Raw genomic sequence first — 23,241 nt, 5'->3', positions numbered from 1 at the left:
TTCCCTCACGCAAGTTCGTCAGGCTTTGTGCGCGGAATAACTGAAAACCACCGTCGGTAACATAGCAAGCAACGTTTTTTCCCTGTCTCAAATCTGAACCAGCGCTGTTCCGGCCTTGGGGGCTCTGTACCAGCAGTGATATAGTTCGCCGCCAGTTCGGTCCGCCCAACCCATGTGCTCAACTATTGCGCATCTGTTGAAAACCAAAGTCGCACACATGGTGTCTGAGTGAAAGGCTGCATCCCAAGGAGATTAGATGAGTGCCGATAACGCCTACGCGGTCGAGCTGAAGGGTCTTACCTTCAAGCGCGGTACGCGCAGCATCTTCAATAACGTCGATATTCGCATTCCTCGCGGCAAGGTCACGGGCATCATGGGGCCTTCCGGTTGCGGCAAGACCACCCTGTTGCGCCTGATGGGCATGCAATTGCGCCCCAGTGCCGGGGAAGTGTGGGTCAACGGCCAGAACCTGCCAACGCTGTCGCGTAGCGATCTGTTCGATGCGCGCAAGCATATGGGCGTGCTATTTCAGAGCGGCGCGCTGTTCACCGACCTCGATGTGTTCGAAAACGTAGCCTTTCCGCTGCGGGTGCACACCCAGCTGTCCGATGAAATGATTCGTGACATCGTGTTGTTGAAACTGCAGGCCGTAGGGCTTCGCGGCGCCATCGACCTGATGCCGGACGAGTTGTCTGGCGGCATGAAGCGCCGTGTTGCCTTGGCGCGGGCGATTGCCCTCGACCCACAGATCCTCATGTATGACGAGCCATTCGTAGGTCAGGATCCGATCGCCATGGGCGTGTTGGTGCGCCTGATCCGCCTGCTCAACGATGCATTGGGGATCACCAGCATCGTGGTTTCCCACGACCTGGCCGAAACCGCGAGCATCGCCGACTACCTGTATGTAGTGGGTGATGGTCAGGTGCTGGGGCAGGGTACGCCTGAAGAGCTGATGAACGCCGATAACCCGCGCATTCGCCAATTCATGACCGGCAACCCCGATGGCCCGGTGCCTTTTCACTTTCCGGCAGCGGACTACCGCTCAGATCTTCTGGGGAAGCGCTGATGCGCAAGACATCTCTTATCGAGAAGGTTCGCCTTTTCGGTCGCTCGGGCATCGACATCGTCGAAGTGCTGGGGCGTTCGACCATTTTCCTGTTTCACGCCTTGCTGGGGCGAGGCGGTATCGGCGGCGGCTTTGGCCTGCTGGTCAAGCAGCTGCACTCGGTGGGGGTGATGTCCCTGGTGATCATCGTGGTCTCCGGCGTATTCATCGGCATGGTGCTGGCGCTGCAGGGTTTCAATATCCTGTCCAGCTACGGCTCGGAGCAGGCGGTAGGGCAGATGGTGGCCCTGACCCTGTTGCGTGAGCTTGGCCCGGTGGTTACCGCCTTGTTGTTCGCAGGGCGTGCAGGATCGGCGCTGACCGCTGAAATCGGCAATATGAAATCCACTGAGCAGCTGTCCAGCCTGGAAATGATCGGCGTGGACCCGCTCAAGTACATTGTTGCCCCGCGCCTGTGGGCCGGCTTCATTTCCCTGCCACTGCTGGCAATGATCTTCAGCGTGGTGGGTATCTGGGGTGGTTCGTGGGTGGCGGTTGACTGGCTGGGCGTCTACGACGGCTCCTACTGGGCCAACATGCAAAACAGCGTGACCTTCACCGGTGACGTGCTCAACGGCATCATAAAGAGCATCGTCTTTGCCTTTGTGGTGACCTGGATTGCCGTATTCCAAGGCTATGACTGTGAGCCCACTTCAGAGGGGATCAGCCGTGCCACTACCAAGACCGTTGTATACGCTTCGTTGGCGGTACTGGGCCTTGACTTCATTTTGACCGCCTTGATGTTTGGAGATTTCTGATGCAAAACCGCACTGTGGAAATCGGTGTCGGCCTTTTCTTGCTGGCTGGCATCCTGGCTTTACTGTTGCTGGCCCTGCGAGTCAGTGGCCTTTCGGCCAGCCCTACCGCCGATACCTATAAACTTTACGCGTACTTCGACAATATCGCCGGTTTGACGGTCAGATCCAAAGTGACCATGGCCGGTGTCACCATCGGCAAGGTCACGGCAATCGATCTGGATCGCGACAGCTTTACCGGTCGGGTGACGATGCAACTGGACAAGAAGGTAGATAATCTGCCAACTGACTCCACGGCATCTATCCTCACTGCGGGTTTGCTGGGCGAGAAGTACATCGGGGTCAGCGTGGGGGGGGAAACAGCCCTGCTCAAGGATGGTTCGACCATCCACGACACACAGTCGTCGCTGGTGCTTGAAGACCTGATCGGGAAATTTTTGCTCAATACGGTCAATAAAGACGCTAAATGAGGAATCTGTTCATGATCTCTACCTTGCGACGTGGCCTGCTGGTACTGCTTGCAGCATTGCCGATGATGGCCAACGCGGCAGGTTCTGCCCACGATTTGGTGCAGGACACCACCAGCAAAATGCTGGCTGACCTCAAGGCTAATAAAGAACAGTACAAGCAAGACCCTTCCAAGTTCTATAACGCGCTCAACACGATCGTTGGCCCTGTGGTCGATGCTGAAGGCATCTCCAAAAGCATCATGACGGTCAAATATTCGCGCAAAGCTACGCCTGCGCAAATGCAGACGTTCCAGGAAAACTTCAAGAAGGGGCTGTTCCAGTTCTACGGTAACGCTCTGCTGGAATACAACAACCAGGGCATTATCGTTGATGCGCCCAAGGACGAGTCGGGCGACCGTGCTGAAGTCGGGATGAAAGTCTCCGGCAGCAATGGCGCCGTGTACCCTGTGTCCTACACCCTGACGAAGATCAACGGTGAGTGGAAACTGCGTAACGTGATCATCAATGGTATCAACATCGGCAAGCTGTTCCGTGATCAGTTCGCCGACGCGATGCAGCGCAATGGCAACGATCTGGACAAGACCATCAATGGTTGGGCCGGTGAAGTGGCCAAGGCCAAGGAAGAAACCGATAAAGCTGCCGGGAAGCCTGCGCAATGACCGAGTCGGCTGTTCGTATCGGCGACGCCGGCGAGCTGTTCCTCAGCGGCGTGCTGGATTACCGCACCGGGCCTGACCTGCGCAAGCAGGGCCAGGCGCTGATCAAGGCCAGCAAGGCGCCAGAGCTGGTGCTTGATTGCTCGGCGGTGACCAAGTCCAGCAGCGTCGGCTTGTCGTTGTTGCTGTGCTTCATGCGTGATGCCGAGGCGGCGAAAAAGCCGGTAAGCATCCGTGCGTTACCAGAAGACATGCGCGAAATTGCCGAAGTTTCCGGTTTGACCGAGCTGCTGGCGCATCCCTGATACACATTATTAAAGAAGCCCCCCGTCAGAGTCCTGCTATGCGGGGTTCGCAGGCGCGGGGCTTTTTTGTATGATGTGCGACCCGTGCGCACTGGGCGCCGATAGAGGTTGAGCATGCAGGCCCTAGAAGTTAAGAGCTTCCTTGAAGGAAAGCTGCCTGAAACGACTGTAGAAGTCGAAGGCGAAGGCTGCAATTTCCAGCTGAACGTGATTAGCGATGAACTGGCGGCATTGAGCCCGGTCAAGCGTCAGCAGCAGATCTATGCCCATTTGAACCCATGGATCACCGATGGCAGCATCCATGCGGTCACTATGAAATTTTTCAGCCGCGCGGCCTGGGCCGAGCGCACCTGAGCCCCCAAGGCGTCGAGATTCTTATGGATAAATTGATTATTACCGGCGGTGCCCGCCTTGATGGCGAGATTCGCATTTCCGGTGCGAAAAACTCCGCCTTGCCGATCCTGGCAGCGACCCTGCTGTGCGATGGCCCGGTGACTGTGGCCAACCTGCCGCACCTGCACGACATCACCACCATGATCGAGTTGTTCGGTCGCATGGGCATTGAGCCGGTGATCGACGAGAAGCTGGCCGTCGAAATCGACCCACGCACCATCAAGACCCTGGTCGCTCCGTACGAACTGGTGAAAACCATGCGTGCGTCGATCCTGGTGCTGGGCCCTATGGTTGCCCGTTTCGGCGAAGCCGAAGTAGCCTTGCCTGGCGGTTGCGCCATTGGTTCGCGTCCGGTCGACCTGCACATCCGTGGCCTTGAGGCCATGGGCGCAGTCATCGACGTCGAAGGCGGCTACATCAAGGCCAAGGCGCCGGAAGGCGGCCTGCGCGGCGCGAACTTCTTCTTTGATACCGTCAGCGTCACCGGTACCGAGAACATCATGATGGCCGCTGCTCTGGCCAACGGTCGCAGCGTGTTGCAGAACGCCGCACGCGAGCCGGAAGTGGTCGACCTGGCCAACTTCCTCAACGCCATGGGCGCGAAGGTTTCCGGTGCTGGCACCGACACCATCACTATTGATGGTGTAGAGCGTCTGCACACCGCCACCTACAAAGTCATGCCTGACCGCATCGAGACCGGTACCTACCTGGTTGCAGCTGCCGTGACCGGTGGCCGTGTGAAGGTCAAGGACACCGATCCGACCATCCTGGAAGCCGTCCTGGAAAAACTCAAGGAAGCCGGCGCAGAGATCACCACCGGCGAAGACTGGATCGAGCTGAACATGCACGGCAAGCGGCCAAAAGCCGTCAACGTGCGTACCGCTCCGTACCCGGCGTTCCCGACCGACATGCAAGCGCAGTTCATCTCCTTGAACGCGATTGCCGAAGGCACCGGTGCCGTGATCGAGACCATCTTCGAAAACCGCTTCATGCACGTGTATGAACTGCACCGCATGGGCGCCAAGATCCAGGTCGAAGGCAACACCGCCATCGTCACCGGGATCGACAAGCTCAAGGGCGCGCCAGTAATGGCAACCGACCTGCGTGCCTCGGCCAGCCTGGTAATATCGGCACTGTGCGCCGAAGGTGACACCCTGATCGACCGCATCTACCACATAGACCGTGGTTACGAGTGCATCGAAGAGAAACTGCAGATGCTCGGCGCGAAGATTCGCCGCGTACCGGGCTAGTCCCTGTTTGTGGCGAGGGAGCTTGCTCCCGCTGGACTGCGTAGCAGTCCCGCTCTTCGAGGGCCGCTTCGCNGCGGGAGCAAGCTCCCTCGCCACAGTTTGTTGTTGACTGGTTTGTTTCAAATCGAGGCTGTCATGGCCTCGATCTGTGTCTGGCGCCGTTTGCGACCGGACAGCAATAGCCTGATGAAGGACTGACATTTCCCATGTTGACCATCGCACTGTCCAAGGGCCGCATCCTTGACGACACGTTGCCGCTTCTGGCTGAAGCGGGCATCGTGCCGACCGAGAATCCGGACAAGAGCCGCAAGCTGATCATCCCCACGACCCAGGACGACGTGCGCCTGCTGATCGTGCGGGCTACCGACGTGCCGACCTACGTTGAACATGGCGCCGCCGACCTGGGTGTTGCCGGCAAGGATGTGCTGATGGAATACGGCGGCCAGGGCCTGTACGAGCCCCTGGACCTGCGCATCGCACTGTGCAAGCTGATGACCGCCGGCCGCGTCGGTGATGTCGAACCCAAGGGCCGCTTGCGGGTCGCCACCAAGTTCGTCAACGTTGCCAAGCGCTATTACGCCGAACAAGGCCGTCAGGTCGATATCATCAAGCTCTACGGCTCCATGGAGCTGGCACCGCTGATCGGCCTGGCGGACAAGATCATCGACGTGGTCGACACCGGCAACACCCTGCGCGCCAACGGTTTGGAGCCCCAGGATTTTATCGCTGACATCAGCTCCCGCCTGATCGTCAACAAAGCATCGATGAAGATGCAGCACGCCCGTATCCAGGCGTTGATCGACACCCTGCGCAAGGCAGTGGAGTCTCGACACCGCGGTTGACTCCCCCGCGTAGCTGAAGAGCTACGCCCGTCTATCCGCCTCATAGCCAGAATTCTCAGGTGCCCAAGCGGAAACGACTGCTAGTTTAGGGCGCCTGAGTTTTTGCCAATTCTATTGAGGCCCTCGCTATGACCACGTCCACTGCAATTGCCCGACTCAACGCTGCCGACCCGGATTTCGCCCATCATCTGGATCATCTGCTGAGCTGGGAAAGCGTGTCCGACGACTCGGTCAACCAGCGGGTGCTCGACATCATCAAGGCCGTGCGTGAGCGCGGTGATGCAGCGCTGGTGGACTTCACCCGCCAGTTCGACGGCCTGGACGTGCAGTCCATGGCTGACCTGATCCTGCCGCGTGAACGCCTGGAGCTGGCGCTGACGCGCATCACCGCACCGCAGCGCGAAGCCCTCGAAGTCGCTGCGGCGCGGGTACGCAGCTATCACGAAAAGCAGAAGCAGGACTCCTGGAGCTACACCGAGGCCGACGGCACTGTGCTGGGCCAGAAGGTCACGCCACTGGACCGCGCCGGTCTGTACGTGCCGGGCGGTAAGGCGTCGTATCCATCGTCGGTGTTGATGAATGCGATCCCGGCCAAAGTCGCAGGTGTGACCGAAGTGGTCATGGTGGTTCCAACCCCCCGTGGCGACATCAACGAGCTGGTGCTGGCTGCCGCCTGCATCGCCGGTGTGGACCGTGTGTTCACCATCGGTGGCGCCCAGGCCGTCGCAGCGCTGGCTTATGGCACCGAAAGCGTGCCGAAGGTCGACAAAGTGGTCGGCCCCGGCAATATCTACGTCGCCACCGCCAAACGCCATGTGTTCGGCCAGGTCGGTATCGACATGATTGCCGGTCCTTCCGAAATCCTCGTGGTGTGTGACGGCCAGACCGACCCGGACTGGATCGCCATGGACCTGTTCTCCCAGGCGGAGCACGATGAAGACGCCCAGGCGATCCTGGTCAGCCCCGATGCCGAGTTCCTCGACAAGGTCGCCGCCAGCATCAATAAGCTGCTGCCGACCATGGAGCGTGCCGAGATTATCGAGAAGTCGATCAACGGCCGTGGTGCGCTGATTCTGGTGCGTGACATGGAGCAGGCCATTGAAGTGGCCAATCGCATCGCACCGGAGCACCTTGAGCTGTCCGTAGCGGACCCACAGGCCTGGTTGCCATCGATCCGTCACGCTGGGGCGATCTTCATGGGCCGCCACACCAGCGAAGCCTTGGGCGACTATTGCGCCGGCCCCAATCACGTGTTGCCAACCTCCGGTACTGCGCGTTTCTCGTCGCCGCTGGGGGTGTACGACTTCCAGAAGCGCTCGTCGATTATCTTCTGCTCGCCACAAGGCGCTTCCGAACTGGGCAAGACCGCCTCGGTGCTGGCCCGTGGTGAATCCCTCAGCGCGCACGCACGCAGCGCTGAATACCGCATCGTCAAGGGAGAGTAAGGCATGAGCAAATTCTGGAGCCCTTTCGTCAAAGACCTGGTGCCTTACGTACCCGGTGAGCAACCGAAGCTGACCAAGCTGGTCAAGCTCAACACCAACGAAAACCCCTACGGCCCATCGCCCAAGGCGCTGACGGCAATGCAGGCCGAGTTGAACGACAACTTGCGCCTGTACCCGGACCCCAACAGCGACCTGCTCAAGCAGGCCGTGGCCAGGTATTACGGGATCGATGCCGGCAAGGTGTTCCTCGGCAACGGTTCCGACGAAGTCTTGGCGCACATCTTCCATGGTCTGTTCCAGCACGATCTGCCGCTGCTGTTTCCGGACATCAGCTACAGCTTCTACCCGGTGTACTGCGGCCTGTATGGCATCACGTTCGATGCGGTGCCGCTGGACGAACAGTTCCAGATTCGGGCCGCTGACTATGCCAGGCCCAACGGCGGGATCATCTTCCCCAACCCTAACGCGCCCACCGGCTGCGTACTGGCGCTGGACGCGGTGGAGCAGATCCTCAAGGCCAGCCCGGATTCGGTGGTGGTGGTCGATGAAGCCTATATCGACTTCGGTGGCGAAACTGCCATCAGCCTGGTCGACCGTTACCCGAACCTGCTGGTGACCCAGACTCTCTCCAAATCGCGCTCACTGGCCGGTTTGCGTGTGGGCCTGGCCGTGGGTCACCCAGACCTGATCGAAGCGCTGGAGCGGGTCAAGAACAGCTTCAACTCCTACCCGCTGGATCGGTTGGCGATTGTTGGTGCGGCGGCCGCGTTTGACGACCGTGAATACTTCGAGAAGACCTGCCAGTGGGTGATCGACAGCCGCAACCAGGTCGTCGCGCAATTGCAGGGCAAGGGGTTTGAGGTGTTGCCGTCGGCAGCGAACTTCATCTTTGCGCGTCACCCGCGGCATGACGCTGCAGGGCTGGCCGCCAAGTTGCGTGAGCAAGGGGTGATCGTGCGGCACTTCAAGCAGGAGCGGATTGCTCAGTTCCTGCGCATCAGCATCGGGACGCCGGAGCAGAACCAGGCGCTGATCGACGGGCTCGGTGAGCTCTAACAGACGTTGAAAATCAAATGTGGGAGCTGGCTTGCCTGCGATGACGGTGTAACAGTCGACCTATCTNGCTATCGCAGGCAAGCCAGCTCCCACACTGATTTGCGTTTAGTCAGTTACAGCAGCGGCTCATCCGGCTTCTTGTTCTTCCAGCCATCATTGCCCGGTAGCAGCAAGTTCAAACCAATTGCCACCACAGCACACAGGGCGATGCCCTTGAGGCCGAAATCATCCGGGCCGGTGCCGGTACCCACCAGCACACCGCCAATCCCGAACACCAACGTTACCGACACAATCACCAGGTTGCGCGCCTCGCCCAGGTCGATCTTGTGGCGAATCAGCGTGTTCATCCCCACCGCGGCAATCGAGCCGAACAGCAGGCACAGAATCCCGCCCATCACCGGCACCGGGATGCTCTGCAGCAGCGCGCCGAACTTGCCGATGAATGCCAGGCTGATGGCAAACACTGCCGCCCAGGTCATGATTTTCGGGTTGTAGTTCTTGGTCAGCATCACGGCGCCGGTCACTTCGGCGTAGGTGGTGTTCGGCGGGCCGCCAAACATGCCGGCAGCCGTGGTGGCGATACCGTCACCCAGCAGCGTGCGATGCAGGCCAGGCTTTTTCAGGTAATCGCGGCCAGTCACGCTGCCTACCGCAATCACACCACCGATATGCTCGATCGCCGGGGCCAGTGCTACCGGGACGATAAACAGGATCGCCTGCCAGTTGAACTCCGGCGCGGTGAAGTGGGGCAGGGCGAACCACGGCGCAGCGGCGATTTTCGCCGTGTCGACCACGCCAAAATAGAACGACATGGCAAAACCCACCAGCACCCCGGAAATGATCGGCACCAGGCGGAAAATGCCCTTGCCGAACACCGCCACGATCAAGGTGGTGAGCAGCGCTGGCATCGAAATCAGCATCGCCGTCTGGTAGTGGATCAGCTCTGCACCGTCGCCGGACTTGCCCATGGCCATGTTGGCGGCAATCGGCGCCATGGCCAGGCCGATCGAGATGATCACCGGGCCGATCACCACGGGCGGCAGCAGCCGGTCGATAAAACCGGTGCCCTTGACCTTCACGGCCAGGCCCAGGAACGTATAGACGAAACCTGCTGCCATCACCCCACCCATGGTCGCTGCGAGGCCGAACTGGCCCTTGGCGAGAATGATCGGGGTGATGAACGCGAAGCTCGATGCCAAAAATACCGGCACCTGCCGCCCTGTCACCACCTGGAATAGCAACGTGCCAAGGCCTGCGGTAAACAGCGCGACGTTTGGATCAAGACCTGTGATCAGCGGCATCAACACCAACGCGCCAAATGCTACGAAGAGCATTTGTGCGCCAGACAGGATCTGGCGCCAAAGCGGGTCGTTGAATTCATCCTGCATGTTCACGCGTCCTTCTGCTTGGTGCCGAAGATCTTGTCACCGGCATCGCCCAGGCCCGGGATAATGTAGCCGTGTTCATTCAGGCGCTCATCGATGGATGCGGTGTAGATCTGCACGTCCGGGTGGGCCTTCTCGACGGCTGCGATGCCTTCGGGCGCGGCCACCAGCACCATGGCGCGGATGTCACGGCAACCGGCTTTTTTCAGCAGGTCGATGGTGGCGACCATGGAACTGCCGGTGGCGAGCATCGGGTCGATGATCATGGCCAGGCGCTCGTTGATTTCCGGGACGAGTTTTTCCAGGTAGGTGTGGGCCTGCAGCGTTTCTTCATTGCGGGCCACGCCCACGGCGCTGACCTTGGCGCCCGGAATCAGGCTGAGTACGCCTTCAAGCATGCCGATACCGGCGCGCAGGATCGGTACCACGGTAATTTTCTTACCGGCGATTTTCTCCACCTGTACGGGACCGGCCCAACCGGGGATCTCGTAGGTTTCCAGGGGCAAATCCTTGGTGGCTTCGTAAGTGAGCAACGCTCCGACTTCCTGAGCAAGCTCACGGAAGTTCTTCGTGCTAATGTCGGCACGGCGCATAAGGCCGAGTTTGTGTCGGATCAGCGGGTGGCGGATCTCGCGAGTGGGCATAGGAAAGGCTCCGGCGGCGGGCAAAAAAACCGGCCTAGATTAATCTATCCGAGGGTGTTGTCCTATAGACATCAAGTACGTTAGTCCATAAAGGCTTGATTGGAGCGCACGAGAAGCGTACCTTCGCCCGCTTTTCTTGCCACAGCACCCCCTTGGAGAGCGCCATGTCTGCTGATCTCGAGCATATCCGTCAAATCATGCACGAGGCTGACTGCCTGTACACCGAAGCGCAAGTCGAAGCAGCGATCGCCAAGGTCGGCGCGCACATTACTCGTGAAATGGCCGACACCAACCCGGTGGTCTTCTGCGTGATGAACGGTGGCCTGATCTTCGCCGGCAAATTGCTGACTCACCTGCAGTTCCCATTGGAAGCCTCTTACCTGCATGCCACCCGCTATCGCAATGAAACCAGCGGCGGCGACTTGTTCTGGAAGGCCAAGCCGGAAGTGTCTTTCATCGACCGTGATGTGCTGATCATCGATGACATTCTCGATGAGGGTCACACCCTGGGTGCGATCATCGACTTCTGCAAACATGCCGGCGCACGCAAAGTGCACACCGCCGTACTGATCGACAAAGACCACGACCGCAAGGCTCGTCCTGAGCTCAAAGCCGATTTCGTCGGATTGCCGTGCGTTGACCGTTATATCTTCGGGTATGGCATGGACTACAAGGGCTACTGGCGTAACGCCAATGGCATCTACGCCGTTAAAGGGATGTAATCGATGGCCCGCTTTCTTGATCAGACCTTATTTGCAGAGTTGGCCGAGAAAGCGGGCGATAGCCCCCGTGGCCGATACCACCATAATTTCCACCAGATGGAGGAGCCGTGTCATCGCCTCGCGGTGGCGCTGCAGCCGAGTACCTATGTGCCGCCTCATCGGCACCTGAGCGCCGACAAGGCCGAGACTTTGCTGGTGCTTCAGGGGCGCCTCGGTCTGCTGATATTCACCGATGCGGGTGAAGTGATCGCCAAACGCGTGATGCAGGCGGGTGGCGAGTGCGCAGGCGTCGATCTGCCACCGGGAGTGTTTCATGGCCTGGTGGTGCTGGAGCCTGACACGGTGATGTTCGAATGCAAGGCCGGGCCTTATCGACCGGTGGGTGAGGGCGAACTGGCTGATTGGGCGCCGCGAGAAGGTGATGCAGGTGTGGCTGACTACCAGCGCTGGATGCTTGCTCAGTTCGACTGAACACTGACATCCAAATGTGGGCGTCTGTAGGAGCGAGCCCCCTCCCACATCCGGCGTCGCGCAGGTAGACTTCAAACCCCGTGTAAATGTCTGCAGGCTGGAGTCGGTAATGCGTAAAGATAAGAAACAGGTGATTGGCGACGAAATCGGTGACGACCAGATCAAGTTGTTCCTGGACTTCGAGCCGGTTGATGCGACATCGCCGTCCCTGCACAAACTGATCAAGGCCTATCGCGGCCTGCGTATCGACGACTTCGAGCGTTTCCTGGGCTTTTTCAAAGAAGCAGGCCTGGACCTGGACGGTAAGGACGAGCATGGCCAGACCTTCGTCGACCTGATCAAGGACCAGCGCAACGCCGCCGAGTACATCGAACTGATCGACAACGCCCGCGGCTGATTGTCCGAGCAAAAAAAACGCCCCGGCTTCAGAGTCCGGGGCGTTTTGCTTTTAACGGTAGGAGCGAGCTTGCTCGCGAAGAACCTGAGAGCGGCGCCTTAATCCACTTGCGCCGCGTTATCGTTGACGTTTTTCGCGAGCGAGCTCGCTCCTACAGGTTCCACCAGCTCCAGGCTGATGTTGTTCTGCGTGTTGATCTTGCGATACAGCTCGGCGTCCGTCTCCAGCACTTTCTCGCGCGCCGGGAAGATCTCGTGCAGCTTGGTGGCCCATTCACCGGCGGCTTTCTGCGGGAAGCAGCGCTCGATCAGCTCCAGCATGATCGAGACGGTGACCGAAGCACCAGGAGACGCGCCCAGCAGCGCCGCAAGCGAACCGTCCTTGGCAGCAACCAGTTCGGTGCCGAACTGCAGCACGCCGCCTTTCTTCGGATCTTTCTTGATGATTTGCACGCGCTGGCCGGCCACTTCCAGGCGCCAGTCTTCGGCTTTCGCCTCGGGGTAGAAGCGACGCAGGGATTCCAGGCGCTGTTCCATGGACTGGCGCACTTCGCTGACCAGGTACTTGGTCAGGTCCATGTTGTCGCGGGCCACGGCCAGCATCGGGCCGATGTTGCCGGCGCGAATCGACATCGGCAGGTCAAGGAACGAGCCGTGTTTGAGGAACTTGGTGGTGAAACCGGCGTATGGCCCGAACAGCAGGGATTTCTTGCCATCCACTACGCGGGTGTCCAGGTGCGGCACGGACATCGGCGGCGAGCCCACGGCAGCCTGGCTGTAGACCTTGGCCTGGTGCTGCTTGACCACTTCCGGGTTGTCGCAACGCAGCCACTGGCCGCTCACCGGGAAGCCGCCGAAGCCTTTGCTCTCTTCGATGCCCGAGGCCTGCAGCAATGGCAGCGCCGCACCGCCAGCGCCGAGGAATACGAACTTGGCATCGACGTCGCGGCTGTTACCGCTATTGACGTCCTTGATGCTCACGGTCCAGCCCGCGCCGTTGCGCTTGAGGCCGGTCACGCGTTTGCAGTACTTGACCTGGGCGTCCGGCGAGCTGGTCAGGTGGCTGAGCAACTGATTGGTCAGGGCGCCAAAGTTGACGTCTGTGCCGTTCATCACACGGGTGGCGGCGATTTTTTCATCGAGCGGGCGGCCCGGCATCATCAGCGGCATCCACTCGGCCATTTCGCTGCGGTCTTCGGTGTAGTGCATGTCCGAAAAGGCGTGGTGCTGGCTGAGGGTCTCAAAGCGCTTCTTGAGGAAGGACACGCCTTTGTCGCCCTGCACGAAGCTCAGGTGGGGCACCGGGCTGATGAACGACCTGGACGAGCCAAAGGTGCCCTTCTTGGTCAGGTAAGCCCAGAACTGCTTCGACACCTCGAACTGGGTGTTGATGTGCACGGCTTTCTTGATGTCGATGGAGCCATCGGCGGCCTGCGGCGTGTAGTTCAGCTCACACAGCCCGGCGTGGCCGGTACCGGCGTTGTTCCACGGGTTGGAACTCTCCGCGGCACCCGAATCCATCAGCTCAACGACTTCCAGCGTGAGGCCGGGGTCGAGCTCTTTGAGCAGTACGGCCAGGGTGGCACTCATGATGCCGGCCCCTACCAGTACTACGTCGACTGCTTCGTTATGCGCCATTTAACGCGTCTCCAAAATCTGCAGCACCAAATTGACGGCATGGCTGCCAGGAGTGATGGGGCGGTTCACGTGTTGCCCCAGGTTACCCATGGCCAGGATCGCCATGTCCGATTCGCAATTCTTTGCAACTTCAGCACACGCTTCCTGCCGGGCTAATCTGCCTATGAACGCATTCATGGGCGCCTGTGGCAATTCGACTTATGGTCAAAGCGTGCGATTCGTGCAACCAATCCGTAGCGGACAGGCTCAAGCTCCGGTTTTTGAGGAAGGCTCGATCCTGTGTAATTGGGCTGACCCAGACGCTGATGGTGCTTGTACAAACGCCAAACTATTCATTTGCTCGCCACACTCTTGTGAAGTTGTGAAAACCCGTTTTTTCACGCTCTTTTGAAGACGTGAACCTCAAAAAAGGGCTGCCCCAGCCTGGCACCTGGCCCGTAAACCTCTGCCGACACGCGGCAAAACGGGCAAACAACTCAAGTGGCCGAGCGCAATGGCAGCTCTGGCAGATTCGATAAAAGACGGGGTGGTTTGCAAAGGAAACAGCAAGCACGCCAGCTTCACTCGATCTGTGTGGGCGGCTCTCTGTGGGCGATTTTGGGGCTAATGCCTGGGCATTAACGATGCTGCGAGGCCCGATCAGGAGACGTCCTTATAATCGGGGGGAGATTGTAGCGAAGAACGTCAGTGAAATGGGCGTGTTTTATGACTTTTATTAGGGGCCTGGTCAGGAGGCCAACGCTTGCCGGTGTCGTGGGCGAAAAACCTTTGGGCTGACCCGGGCGCTGGCCGGCAGTGGGCGGTGCATCCAGCCCAGGTGAGTCTCGGTCACTTCCACCCAGCCTTCACCGACGGGCGGCAGGCTGCACTGCTTGAAGGCCAGACAATGACCGTGGGCATCAAGCAGGGCAAAGTGGCGATGACGAGCGTGGGACATGAACAGGGTCTTGAGAAGGCGCATGGCTGTGTACCTGGTGTGTTACATGCTTGAAGGTTGCCAGTGTGGCATGACACTGGGGTGACGAATTTATGCGAATTTGTAATTTGCACCGGGGCTTCAGCCGTCGTTCAGGATCGCTGGTGAGTGGCGCGCGTGCACCGTTATACTGGCGACCTGTCTGCACCTAGTCCTGGAGAAATACGATGTTGCAACGCCTGTTGTTCGGTTTGATCACTGTGACCAGTTTGACCCTTGTCGGCTGCGCCAACAGCCCGCAACAACTCAGCCCGCAACCTAAAGTCACCGCGCAGTTGGCGGCGGTAGGCCACGGCCAGCCGGTTTCGGTACGCGTGGTTGACGGTCGCCCGTCGCCAACCCTGGGTTCGCGTGGCGGCCTGTATCCTGAGACCGCGTTGATTTCGGTGAACGGCCAGGATGTGCTGCCCAAGTTGCAGGCCCAGGCTGAAGCCGCTGTGCGTTTGCTGGGCTTTACGCCGACCAACTCGCCAGGCGTGCCGCAACTGACCGTGACCCTGGCCGAGCTGAAATACCAGTCGCCCAAAGACGGCCTGTATGTGACCGAGGCTTCCATCGGCGCTACCTTCAAGTCTGACGTCAGTGCCGGTACCCGCCGCTACAGTGGCCGCTACGCAGCCTCGCTCAACCAGCGGTTCGGCATGTCGCCCAACCAGGAAACCAACACCAAGCTGGTCAGCGACGTGCTCAGTGATGCCTTGACCCGCCTGTTCAAGGACCCAAGCATCGGTCAACTGCTCAGCGCGCAATAAGCCGCTCACAAAAAACCGGGCTCATCGCTGAGCCCGGTTTTTTTGTGCCCGTGGTTTTTGTCATGCGGCCGTATCGACATAAAAGTCCAGCATGCTCACACCGGTGAGCAGATCCAGCTCCGGCAGATCGGCATGCTGGTGCCCGCCGAGGGCGCAATACACCAGCCAATGGCGGTCCTGAACGTTGAACGCGAGACTGCCGATCAGCGCCTCCTGTTCCTCGCTCTGGGCGATCAAATACAGCCGATCCTGGTTTTGCGCATGCAACATGACAAGCTCCTCAAGCGTCGAAGGGCAACAGAGTGGCTTGTTAAGGTGACGTTCAGGTGACGGCGTAAATTACTGGATACATTAGCCGTCAATGGGGAAGGAGCATTAAATGCGCAGGAGGCGACTGTCGTTCAGGTGTGTATCTGGACTGATACCCGAAGATTGATTTACCGAGGTTTGCGATGGCGCTGCCCGCACTGCTCATTAATATTGTTGCCCTGTTGGTTGCCTGCTCGGGCGCCTGGGTGCTGTTCATCACCCGTCTGCATGCACAGCGTGCGATAGCTGACCTGGCCCTGCGCAGCGAAGAGCGCGCTATCGACCAACCGATGCTGTTTCTGGATACACGCACCGAACGGGCGCATCGCCTGGCGTACCGCGTCGGGTTCGCCTGCCTTGGCTTGGCCCTGGCCATCTCCTGGCTCAGCACCCGCTTATAATTCCACTGCGAAACCAAATGTGGGAGCGGGCTTGCCCGCGAAGGCGGTGTATCAGCCACTGAATCTTTAACTGAACCAACGCTATCGCAGGCAAGCCAGCTCCCACACTGGCCATGTACTGCCCGCAGAGTCAGCGCCTGCCACATATCCCCTGTGGGCTCACTATTACAGGGGGATCCCAGCCTTGACTCGGTATTGGTTGCGTACCGGCGTCGCATACTGCACCACCAGATAAGGCCGGTGCTCCGCCGGGCACTCGTTCAAGCGCCGCTCCCATTCCGCCTTCGCCTTGGCCAGCTCATCGGCCGGGAACACGTCCGCCGCCTTGGGCACCTGCAATTGCGGGTCGGCATCACTCCACTGCGCGTACGCCAGGTAGTGCACCGGAAACAAGCGGTAGCCACCGAGGATCTGCCGGTCCATTTCCGCGGCCAGCAGCTTGGTGTCTTCGAAACGCTCGGTGATCGGCGGCGCAAAGTTCACGTGCACTCGGCCTTTATAGCCGGTAATGCCCAAGGCAATGCTCACATCATCCTCTCCCGGTGCCTTGGTGTAGGTGCCGGTGGTGGCGCGGATATACAGCTCGCGGGCCTTGGCGGCATCGCAGGGGTCGTACTCGTAGCTGATGGACACAGGCGTCAGGTTCAACGACTGGATGACCTCGGCAAATGGCTCGTCCTTGCGGCTGACGTGGAACATCTTGAGGATCGCCGATTCGGTACGGTCATCACCATCCTTGGCCCGGCCTTCAGCCTGGGCAATCCAGATCGACTGGCAGTCGTTGCGGATCGAATGGTTGATGTAGGCCGACAGCAGGTTGTAGGCCGCCATCTTCTCCTTTCGCCCGGTAATCGAACGGTGCACGATGAAGCTCTTGTTCAGGCGCATCAGGTCGCTGACAAACGGCTTTTGCAGCAGGTTGTCGCCGATGGCGATGCGCGGCGTCGGCAGGCCGGCGTGGTACACGGCGTAGTTGACGAAGGCCGGGTCCATCACGATGTCGCGGTGGTTGGCCAGGAACAGATAGGCAGTGCCGGATTTCAGTTGCTCGACGCCGGTATAGGTCACGCCGTCGGTCGCCCGGTCAATGGTGTGGTCAACGTAGTACTCGACCTTGTCCTGCAGCGTGGCCACGGTGGTGACGCCAGCGAACTCGCGGCGCAGTTTGCGCGCAATCATTGGCTTGAGCAGCCAGCCCAGGGCGCCTGCAAAGCGCGGGAAGCGGAAGTGGGTCAGGATGTCCAGAAAGGCCTTGTCACTGAACAGGCGCGCCAGCACTGCCGGGACTTCGCTGTCGTTGTAAGGTCGGATGGTATCGAATTCGCCCATCATGCTCTCTTGTTAGAAACGGCTAGGGTAAGTAAAAGGAAATGTCAGGGTGCGGTCCGAATAAGGGGCCGGCCAAGAATAGCCCTGTAAATAGACCGGCGATTATACGCACAAGTCACCTAGGAGACTGCGATGCTCGAAACTGCGCTGTACGATTGTCCTTATTGTGGCGAAGCGGTCGAGACGACGGTGGATTTGTCTGGCGGGGACCAGACCTATATAGAAGACTGCCAAGTGTGTTGCCGGCCGATCACGTTCGACCTGCAAGTTCATGGTGAAGAGTGGATGCTTGAAACCCGCAGCGAAAATGAATAATGCGCAGCGAGAACGAATAAAAAGGTACGCCCATGCAGCGAATCTACGAACCGGAAAATCTGATGGAGGGCGAGTTGTTGCAGCAGATGCTTGCCAGTGAAGGTATCGAGGCGCACCTGGTGGGGCGCCATTTGCTCGGCGGCACGGGCGAGTTGCCGATATTCGGCTTGCTGGGGCTGGAGGTCGACAACGACCAGGCCGCCTGCGCCCGCGAACTGATCACCGCCTATATCGGCGCCCAACCCTTGCCCGGCGACGAACCCGACAGCTTCCCTGACGTGTTGGTCTGTTAGGCTGTCGGTCGGTTTACCCAAGAGTCGTGTTGCCCCATGTGTGGACGTTATGCCCTGTTTCGCTGGAACCCTGCCTTTGCTGCCTTGCCCGGCTTCCCCGCCGACCAGCAGGCCCAGTGGAACATCTCCCCGAATGATTCGGTGCTGATCCAGCGCCTGAGCGAGGGCCAACTCACCCTGGCGCGTGCCCGTTGGGGCCTCACACCGCCCTGGCTGACAGACCTGTCGCGCACCCCGGCCCACGCTCGCGCAGAAACCCTGGCCGAACAACCGATGTTTCGTGAAGCCTTCCGCTTGCGCCGTTGCCTGCTGCCCGCCAATGGCTTTTATGAGTGGCGCGGCACCCAGCGCAAGCGCCCGTACTGGCTCACGCCGGGGGAGGGCTCCACGTTGTTCTTTGCCGCAGTGTGGGAAGCGTATCCGGTGCAGGAGCAGGTGTGGCTGAGCACGGCGGTGGTTACCCAAGCGGCGCAAAGTCAGCGGCGGCCATTGATCCTGGACGCGGCAGGGCAGGCCGCCTGGCTCGACCCCGAGACTCCGCTGCAGGCGCTACAGGGCCTGCTGGCGGCTGAGCCTGCCGTGCTGCGCGAGCGGGTGCTGGCCAATATGGTCAACGATCCGAAGCTCAATGGGCCGGAGTGCCTGACCCCGGCATGAGCTTTGTCCGTCGAGCCGCGTTCGGATGTATCTTAAATTCAGCGGTTAAACGTCCAGGGTATCTGGCGCAGATACAAATGACCGCCTACGATACGCGCCATGTTTTCAGGGAGCGTGTTCATGAAGAAGTCATTGGTGGTAAGTGGTTTGGTTGCAGCAATGCTGCTGGCGGGTTGCCAGTCGGTCAATACCACCAGCGGCGGCGCCGTTGGGGTAGAGCGCAAGCAGTACATGTTCAGCATGCTGTCGAGCCAGGAAGTCGACCAGATGTATGCCCAGTCTTATCAGCAGACCCTGGGTGAAGCCAGCAGCAAAGGGGTGCTGGACAAGACCAGCGCCAACGCCAAGCGCGTGCAGGCCATTGCCAAGCGCCTGATCGCCCAGGCTCCGACTTTCCGCGCGGATGCGGCCCAGTGGAACTGGGACGTGAACCTGATCAAAAGCGATGAGATGAACGCCAACTGCGGGCCTGGCGGCAAGATCCTGGTGTACAGCGGCTTGATCGACAACCTCAAGCTCACCGATGACGAGCTGGCTGCCGTGATGGGTCATGAAATCGCCCACGCCCTGCGTGAACACGGCCGCGAAGCGATGTCCAAGGCCTACGGTATCCAGATGGCCAAGCAGGGCGCCGGGGCAATATTCGGTCTCGGCCAGGACAGCCTGGCACTGGCCGATACCGTCGCCAACTACGGCATGACCTTGCCCAACAGCCGCAGCAACGAAAACGAAGCCGACCTGATCGGCCTGGAGCTGGCCGCCCGCGCTGGCTACAACCCGAACGCGGCCATCACGTTGTGGAACAAGATGGCCAAGGCTTCGGAAGGCGCACCGCCGGAATTCATGAGCACGCACCCGGCTTCGGACAGCCGCATCGCGTCCTTGCAGGCGGCGATTCCGAAGGTGATGCCGCTCTACCAGCAGGCCAAGAAGTCCTGATCGACGCCGTGTAGGAGCGAGCTCGCTCGCGAAAAACGTCAACGATAACGCGTCTTGCCTGAATAAACGCGGCGCCGGTGAGTTTTTCGCGAGCAAGCTCGCTCCTACAGGCATCAGGGCAAACCATCTTCCGTGTTTGCCTTAGATCCAGCCGCTGCTCTGCATGGCCTTGTACACTGCAATAATCGCCAGCACGAAGAACGCCGTAGCCGCCAAGCGACGAATCAAGGTCAGCGGCAGTTTCTCCGCGGCAAAATTCCCCGCCAGCACCACCGGCACGTTGGCAATCAACATGCCCAGGGTGGTACCGATAATCACCAGCCACAGTTCCGGGTATTGCGCCGCCAGCATCACCGTGGCGATCTGGGTTTTGTCACCGATTTCGGCGAGGAAGAACGCAATCAAGGTGGTCAGGAAGGGCCCGAACTTACGGGTGGTACTGGCTTCGTCATCATCGAGTTTGTCCGGCACCAGGGTCCAAAGCGCCGTGGCGCAGAAGCTCGCGGCGAGGATCCAGTGCAGCACCGCATCCGAGAAGAAACTCCCGAACCAGGCGCCCACGGCACCGGCCGCCGCATGGTTGGCCAGGGTCGCGGCAACGATGCCGGCGATGATCGGCCAGGGCTTGCGAAAGCGAGCAGCAAGGATGAGTGCGAGCAGTTGCGTCTTGTCGCCGATTTCGGCCAAGGCAACGATTGCGGTAGGAACGAGTAGTGAATCCAGCATCAGGTAGTTTCCAGGGGCGGGTCGACACGGCTATGACACGTACAGCCTTCCCGCCCCGGGTAAGGTGTGCGTGTCATAGGTCTTGTCAAACCCCGGTCCGTCTGTGCGGACTCCTGGGTCGCATACGCCATGGTCTGCTGACCAAGTATGTTGACGTATGCCGGACGAGCATGGGCTCGTGGGAGACTACTCCCCTAGGACGCTGCGGATTCTGCCTAGGCAAAATCCATTCGGCAAGCGTTCTTTTTCAAACGTCCGTCAGGGGCGCTTGGCGCGGTAAATGCGAAAACCATTGCCTTCGGCCTTGATTGCGCAGATGCCCAAATGCTCTTCGATCAGTGGCTGGTACTTCAGGAAGCTATTGGCAACCAGGCGAAGTTCGCCACCTTTTGCCAGATGTTTCGCTGCTTTTCGCAGCAGGTTCTCCGTGGCGAAATAATCGGTATGCACGCCGACATGGAACGGCGGGTTGCTCAAAATCGCGTTCAAACCCATGGGCGCCGCGTCGATTCCGTCGCCGGTCAACACGTCGGCTTCCAGGCCGTTCGCTGCCAGTGTCAGGCGACTGCTGGCAGCGGCGAAGGCATCCACATCCAGCATCGTCACGGTGTTATGCGGGTAGCGGCGCTTGACCGCAGCCCCCAGTACGCCAGCGCCGCAACCGAAATCGAGCAGGTTGCCGCTGGGCAGCTTGTCCAAGTGCTCCAGCAACAACTCGGTGCCGCGGTCCAGGCGGCCATGGCTGAACACCCCTGGCAAGCTCACCACCTTCAGCGGACCTTCGGCCAGGGGTACGTCGAAGACCTGCGCCAGGCTCTCAAGCTCCACGGCTTGCGGCGCGTTAGCGACAGTGACCTGCCATAGTTGGCAATGCCGTGCGCTATCGAGCTTGCGCGGTTTGCCGAACGGAACCATCTGCTTGGCGGCACTTTCGATACCCCCCTTTTTCTCGCCCACCAGAAACAGCTCGGCGCCAGGCAGGCGCGCGGCCACGGCGTTGAGCAGGTAGTCGGTGAGGTCTTTGGACTTGGGCAGGAAAATCACCGCCGCATCAAAGGCGCGCTCGGGCACTGTCACGCCAAACTGGCTGCGTTCGGCGAAGCGCGCATCGAGCGCCGCCTGGTCACCGGCATGCCAGCACCAGCCGTGGGCATTGGGCAGGCGCCCAAGCAAATCGTCGGCAGGCAAACCTACGAGCAGCAGGTTGCCTTGAAAAAGTTCGGCCTGGCGAAGCAGTACTTCACTGCGCGGATCCATAGTCTGCTCCTTGAAAAGGAGCGCAGTTTATCAACTGACGACGCGCAGTGGGGCGCCGTTGAAAAAGCCCTGGGCGTTTTCCGTGAGCTGGCCGACGATGCGCTGCCGTGCTTCGCGACTGCCCCAGGCGTTGTGGGGCGTGACGATCAAGCGTGGAATGTCTCCAGCCAGCAGCGGGTTGTCATTGACTGGCGGCTCGACACTCAGCACATCAGTCGCCGCGCCGCCAAGGTGACCACTTCGCAGCGCGTCGGCCAGGGCCTGTTCATTGATCAAACCACCGCGCGCAGTATTGACCACAAATGCGCCGGGCTTGAGCAAGGCCAGTTCACGGGCGCCGATAAAGTCGCGGGTGTGTTCATTGAGTGGGCAATGCAGGGTCAGCGCATCGACCTGGGTCAGCAATTCGTCCAGCGGCACACGGTCGGCGCGGGCAGGGCGCCCAGGTATCGCGCCGAGCATCACGCGCATGCCGAACGCTTCGGCCAGGCGTGCCACGGCACTGCCCAATTCACCATGGCCGAGCAGGCCGAGGGTTTTGCCTTCCAGTTCGACGATCGGATGGTCCAGCAGGCAAAACTGTTTGGCATGCTGCCATTTGCCAGCGGCCACATCCTGTTGGTAATCCTTCAAGCGCGTGGCGAGGTTGAGCAACAGCATGATCGTATGTTGCGCCACCGACGGCGTGCCGTAACCCTGGCAGTTGCTCACGGTAATCCCCTGGGCGCGGGCCGCTTCAAGGTCGATATTGTTGGTGCCGGTGGCCGACACCAGGATCAGCTTGAGCTCGGGGCAGGCCGCCAGGGTTTGCGCCGTGAGCGGGATTTTGTTGCTGATGGCGACTTGGGCGCCCTGCAAGCGCTCCAGCACATTCTCGGGCGTGGTCTGTTCAAACAACTGCAACTGGCTGAAGCACTCATGCAAACCGCTGAGGTCGAGGTCGCCCAAGTCCAGGGAAGGGTGGTCGAGGAAGACGGCGCGACGATTGTTCATGATCAACTGTACCTTTTGCGACGAGGTTCGAAGGCGTAATCTGCCGAGCCTATCAGATGAAATAATCAGTTACTTAATGGAGTGAGCATGTACGTCGCCGAGTTTTTGACCGTAGCCTTGATTCACTTGTTGGCAGTGGCGAGCCCCGGCCCGGATTTCGCCGTGGTGGTGCGTGAAAGCGTGACCCATGGCCGCCGTGCTGGCACATGGACGGCCTTGGGCGTCGGTTCGGCGATTTTCCTGCATGTGGGTTACTCGTTGCTGGGTATCGGCTTGATCGTGTCCCAGTCCATTGTGTTGTTCAATGCGTTGAAGTGGGCCGCAGCCGCGTACCTGCTTTACATTGGCTTCAAGGCCCTGCGCGCCCAGCCGGCCAAGCCTGCGGCCGAGGGCGAGTTGCACCGTGAAGCGGGCGAGCGCACCCCACGCGGCGCGTTTACCGCAGGTTTTGTGACCAATGGCTTGAACCCCAAGGCCACGCTGTTCTTTCTGTCGCTGTTCACCGTAGTGATCAACCCGCACACGCCGCTGGCAGTGCAGGCCGGTTATGGGGTGTACCTGGCGGTGGCGACTGCGTTGTGGTTTTGCCTGGTGGCCATGTTGTTCAGCCAGCAGCGCGTGCGCGCCGGGTTTGCAAAGATGGGTCATTGGTTTGATCGGACCATGGGCGCGGTGTTGATTGCCATCGGGGTGAAACTGGCCTTTACCAGCATGAAATAATCATTTTTCTCAAGTGAGCACAATCCAGATGTGGGAGCGGG

29 protein-coding genes and 1 riboswitch are annotated in these 23,241 nt (G+C 59.9%); of the genes, 20 read left to right on the top strand and 9 right to left on the bottom strand.

Features of this window, described 5'->3' with window-relative positions:
* Positions 1 to 256 precede the first annotated feature (256 nt).
* The 10 genes from ACTJLA_RS02545 (at position 257) to hisC (ending at position 8,277) form a co-directional block, all read left to right on the top strand.
* Entirely contained in the window at positions 257 to 1,066 is an 810-nt protein-coding gene (locus ACTJLA_RS02545) for an ATP-binding cassette domain-containing protein (RefSeq protein ID WP_003188590.1), read from the top strand.
* Entirely contained in the window at positions 1,066 to 1,863 is a 798-nt protein-coding gene (mlaE, locus tag ACTJLA_RS02540; RefSeq protein ID WP_003188592.1) for a lipid asymmetry maintenance ABC transporter permease subunit MlaE, read from the top strand. Before ACTJLA_RS02545 ends, mlaE begins: the two co-directional genes overlap by 1 nt.
* The gene (mlaD, locus tag ACTJLA_RS02535) at positions 1,863 to 2,330 is read left to right on the top strand and encodes an outer membrane lipid asymmetry maintenance protein MlaD (protein ID WP_003188593.1); all 468 of its coding nucleotides are present in this window, start codon (positions 1,863 to 1,865) and stop codon (positions 2,328 to 2,330) included. Before mlaE ends, mlaD begins: the two co-directional genes overlap by 1 nt.
* A gap of 11 nt (positions 2,331 to 2,341) precedes the next feature.
* The gene (locus ACTJLA_RS02530) at positions 2,342 to 2,989 is read left to right on the top strand and encodes an MlaC/ttg2D family ABC transporter substrate-binding protein (RefSeq protein WP_014716940.1); all 648 of its coding nucleotides are present in this window, start codon (positions 2,342 to 2,344) and stop codon (positions 2,987 to 2,989) included.
* On the top strand, positions 2,986 to 3,291 hold the full coding sequence (locus ACTJLA_RS02525) for an STAS domain-containing protein (RefSeq protein WP_003188596.1): 306 nt from the start codon (positions 2,986 to 2,988) through the stop codon (positions 3,289 to 3,291). Before ACTJLA_RS02530 ends, ACTJLA_RS02525 begins: the two co-directional genes overlap by 4 nt.
* A 114-nt stretch (positions 3,292 to 3,405) precedes the next feature.
* A complete protein-coding gene (locus ACTJLA_RS02520) occupies positions 3,406 to 3,645 on the top strand; it encodes a BolA family protein (protein WP_003188597.1) in 240 nt (79 codons plus the stop codon).
* Between the two features lie 23 nt (positions 3,646 to 3,668).
* A complete protein-coding gene (gene murA / locus ACTJLA_RS02515; protein ID WP_034126315.1) occupies positions 3,669 to 4,934 on the top strand; it encodes a UDP-N-acetylglucosamine 1-carboxyvinyltransferase in 1,266 nt (421 codons plus the stop codon).
* Between the two features lie 206 nt (positions 4,935 to 5,140).
* Positions 5,141 to 5,776: an ATP phosphoribosyltransferase gene (hisG, locus tag ACTJLA_RS02510; RefSeq protein ID WP_003188599.1), complete on the top strand. Its 636-nt coding sequence runs from the start codon at positions 5,141 to 5,143 to the stop codon at positions 5,774 to 5,776.
* A gap of 128 nt (positions 5,777 to 5,904) precedes the next feature.
* Positions 5,905 to 7,221: a histidinol dehydrogenase gene (gene hisD / locus ACTJLA_RS02505; protein WP_054897014.1), complete on the top strand. Its 1,317-nt coding sequence runs from the start codon at positions 5,905 to 5,907 to the stop codon at positions 7,219 to 7,221.
* A 3-nt stretch (positions 7,222 to 7,224) separates the two neighbouring features.
* Positions 7,225 to 8,277: a histidinol-phosphate transaminase gene (hisC, locus tag ACTJLA_RS02500; RefSeq protein WP_440840637.1), complete on the top strand. Its 1,053-nt coding sequence runs from the start codon at positions 7,225 to 7,227 to the stop codon at positions 8,275 to 8,277.
* 113 nt (positions 8,278 to 8,390) lie between these two features.
* Here hisC and ACTJLA_RS02495 read toward each other — a convergent pair whose 3' ends face one another.
* Entirely contained in the window at positions 8,391 to 9,665 is a 1,275-nt protein-coding gene (locus ACTJLA_RS02495) for a uracil-xanthine permease family protein (RefSeq protein ID WP_003188606.1), read from the bottom strand.
* Positions 9,666 to 9,667: 2 nt separating this feature from the next.
* Positions 9,668 to 10,306: a uracil phosphoribosyltransferase gene (gene upp / locus ACTJLA_RS02490; protein WP_003188608.1), complete on the bottom strand. Its 639-nt coding sequence runs from the start codon at positions 10,304 to 10,306 to the stop codon at positions 9,668 to 9,670.
* A gap of 164 nt (positions 10,307 to 10,470) precedes the next feature.
* Here upp and ACTJLA_RS02485 point away from each other — a divergent pair, with 164 nt between their 5' ends.
* The 3 genes from ACTJLA_RS02485 (at position 10,471) to ACTJLA_RS02475 (ending at position 11,896) form a co-directional block, all read left to right on the top strand.
* Positions 10,471 to 11,028 (top strand): hypoxanthine-guanine phosphoribosyltransferase, encoded by a 558-nt coding sequence (locus tag ACTJLA_RS02485; RefSeq protein WP_003188610.1) that lies wholly within the window; start codon positions 10,471 to 10,473, stop codon positions 11,026 to 11,028.
* A gap of 3 nt (positions 11,029 to 11,031) precedes the next feature.
* A complete protein-coding gene (locus tag ACTJLA_RS02480) occupies positions 11,032 to 11,499 on the top strand; it encodes a WbuC family cupin fold metalloprotein (protein WP_034126318.1) in 468 nt (155 codons plus the stop codon).
* Between the two features lie 109 nt (positions 11,500 to 11,608).
* Positions 11,609 to 11,896: a PA4642 family protein gene (locus tag ACTJLA_RS02475; RefSeq protein WP_003188614.1), complete on the top strand. Its 288-nt coding sequence runs from the start codon at positions 11,609 to 11,611 to the stop codon at positions 11,894 to 11,896.
* A gap of 98 nt (positions 11,897 to 11,994) precedes the next feature.
* Here ACTJLA_RS02475 and mqo read toward each other — a convergent pair whose 3' ends face one another.
* Both mqo and ACTJLA_RS02465 read right to left on the bottom strand, forming a co-directional pair.
* Complete coding sequence (gene mqo, locus ACTJLA_RS02470) at positions 11,995 to 13,533, bottom strand: malate dehydrogenase (quinone) (protein ID WP_034126319.1); 1,539 nt, start codon at positions 13,531 to 13,533, stop codon at positions 11,995 to 11,997.
* A gap of 727 nt (positions 13,534 to 14,260) precedes the next feature.
* Positions 14,261 to 14,494: a hypothetical protein gene (locus ACTJLA_RS02465; RefSeq protein ID WP_034126320.1), complete on the bottom strand. Its 234-nt coding sequence runs from the start codon at positions 14,492 to 14,494 to the stop codon at positions 14,261 to 14,263.
* A 182-nt stretch (positions 14,495 to 14,676) separates the two neighbouring features.
* Here ACTJLA_RS02465 and ACTJLA_RS02460 point away from each other — a divergent pair, with 182 nt between their 5' ends.
* Complete coding sequence (locus ACTJLA_RS02460; RefSeq protein ID WP_034126321.1) at positions 14,677 to 15,261, top strand: YajG family lipoprotein; 585 nt, start codon at positions 14,677 to 14,679, stop codon at positions 15,259 to 15,261.
* A 60-nt stretch (positions 15,262 to 15,321) separates the two neighbouring features.
* On the opposite strand, the gene ACTJLA_RS02455 is transcribed toward ACTJLA_RS02460, so the two are convergent.
* Positions 15,322 to 15,531, bottom strand: coding sequence for a hypothetical protein (locus ACTJLA_RS02455; protein ID WP_003188620.1), 210 nt, complete (start codon positions 15,529 to 15,531; stop codon positions 15,322 to 15,324).
* Positions 15,532 to 15,713: 182 nt separating this feature from the next.
* Between ACTJLA_RS02455 and ACTJLA_RS02450 the strand changes: the two genes are divergently transcribed.
* Entirely contained in the window at positions 15,714 to 15,971 is a 258-nt protein-coding gene (locus tag ACTJLA_RS02450; protein ID WP_034126322.1) for a hypothetical protein, read from the top strand.
* 165 nt (positions 15,972 to 16,136) lie between these two features.
* Here the strand turns inward: ACTJLA_RS02450 and ACTJLA_RS02445 are convergent, their stop codons facing one another.
* A complete protein-coding gene (locus ACTJLA_RS02445; RefSeq protein ID WP_169918829.1) occupies positions 16,137 to 17,300 on the bottom strand; it encodes a 1-acyl-sn-glycerol-3-phosphate acyltransferase in 1,164 nt (387 codons plus the stop codon).
* 132 nt (positions 17,301 to 17,432) lie between these two features.
* On the opposite strand from ACTJLA_RS02445, the gene ACTJLA_RS02440 reads away from it, so the two are divergent.
* From ACTJLA_RS02440 to ACTJLA_RS02425, 4 genes are all read left to right on the top strand, one after another.
* Positions 17,433 to 17,615, top strand: coding sequence for a CPXCG motif-containing cysteine-rich protein (locus tag ACTJLA_RS02440; protein WP_034126324.1), 183 nt, complete (start codon positions 17,433 to 17,435; stop codon positions 17,613 to 17,615).
* A gap of 32 nt (positions 17,616 to 17,647) precedes the next feature.
* On the top strand, positions 17,648 to 17,908 hold the full coding sequence (locus ACTJLA_RS02435) for a putative signal transducing protein (protein ID WP_032893538.1): 261 nt from the start codon (positions 17,648 to 17,650) through the stop codon (positions 17,906 to 17,908).
* A 36-nt stretch (positions 17,909 to 17,944) separates the two neighbouring features.
* On the top strand, positions 17,945 to 18,565 hold the full coding sequence (locus ACTJLA_RS02430; RefSeq protein ID WP_440840636.1) for an SOS response-associated peptidase: 621 nt from the start codon (positions 17,945 to 17,947) through the stop codon (positions 18,563 to 18,565).
* Positions 18,566 to 18,685: 120 nt separating this feature from the next.
* Positions 18,686 to 19,504, top strand: coding sequence for a M48 family metallopeptidase (locus tag ACTJLA_RS02425; protein ID WP_014716953.1), 819 nt, complete (start codon positions 18,686 to 18,688; stop codon positions 19,502 to 19,504).
* A gap of 141 nt (positions 19,505 to 19,645) precedes the next feature.
* On the opposite strand, the gene ACTJLA_RS02420 is transcribed toward ACTJLA_RS02425, so the two are convergent.
* From ACTJLA_RS02420 to ACTJLA_RS02410, 3 genes are all read right to left on the bottom strand, one after another.
* Positions 19,646 to 20,230, bottom strand: coding sequence for a TMEM165/GDT1 family protein (locus ACTJLA_RS02420; protein ID WP_054897011.1), 585 nt, complete (start codon positions 20,228 to 20,230; stop codon positions 19,646 to 19,648).
* An 87-nt stretch (positions 20,231 to 20,317) separates the two neighbouring features.
* A riboswitch (yybP-ykoY riboswitch) is annotated at positions 20,318 to 20,438 on the bottom strand.
* 50 nt (positions 20,439 to 20,488) lie between these two features.
* Positions 20,489 to 21,487 (bottom strand): class I SAM-dependent methyltransferase, encoded by a 999-nt coding sequence (locus tag ACTJLA_RS02415; RefSeq protein WP_034126326.1) that lies wholly within the window; start codon positions 21,485 to 21,487, stop codon positions 20,489 to 20,491.
* 30 nt (positions 21,488 to 21,517) lie between these two features.
* Positions 21,518 to 22,483: a 2-hydroxyacid dehydrogenase gene (locus tag ACTJLA_RS02410; protein ID WP_252950782.1), complete on the bottom strand. Its 966-nt coding sequence runs from the start codon at positions 22,481 to 22,483 to the stop codon at positions 21,518 to 21,520.
* A gap of 84 nt (positions 22,484 to 22,567) precedes the next feature.
* Between ACTJLA_RS02410 and ACTJLA_RS02405 the strand changes: the two genes are divergently transcribed.
* Positions 22,568 to 23,200, top strand: a complete 633-nt coding sequence (locus tag ACTJLA_RS02405; RefSeq protein ID WP_014716957.1) for a LysE family translocator — start codon at positions 22,568 to 22,570, stop codon at positions 23,198 to 23,200.
* Positions 23,201 to 23,241: the final 41 nt, after the last annotated feature.

It is taken from the genome of Pseudomonas sp. 22072, assembly GCF_052046095.1.
Lineage (GTDB): Bacteria > Pseudomonadota > Gammaproteobacteria > Pseudomonadales > Pseudomonadaceae > Aquipseudomonas > Aquipseudomonas paracarnis.
This window is presented reverse-complemented; position numbering and strand designations above follow the sequence as displayed.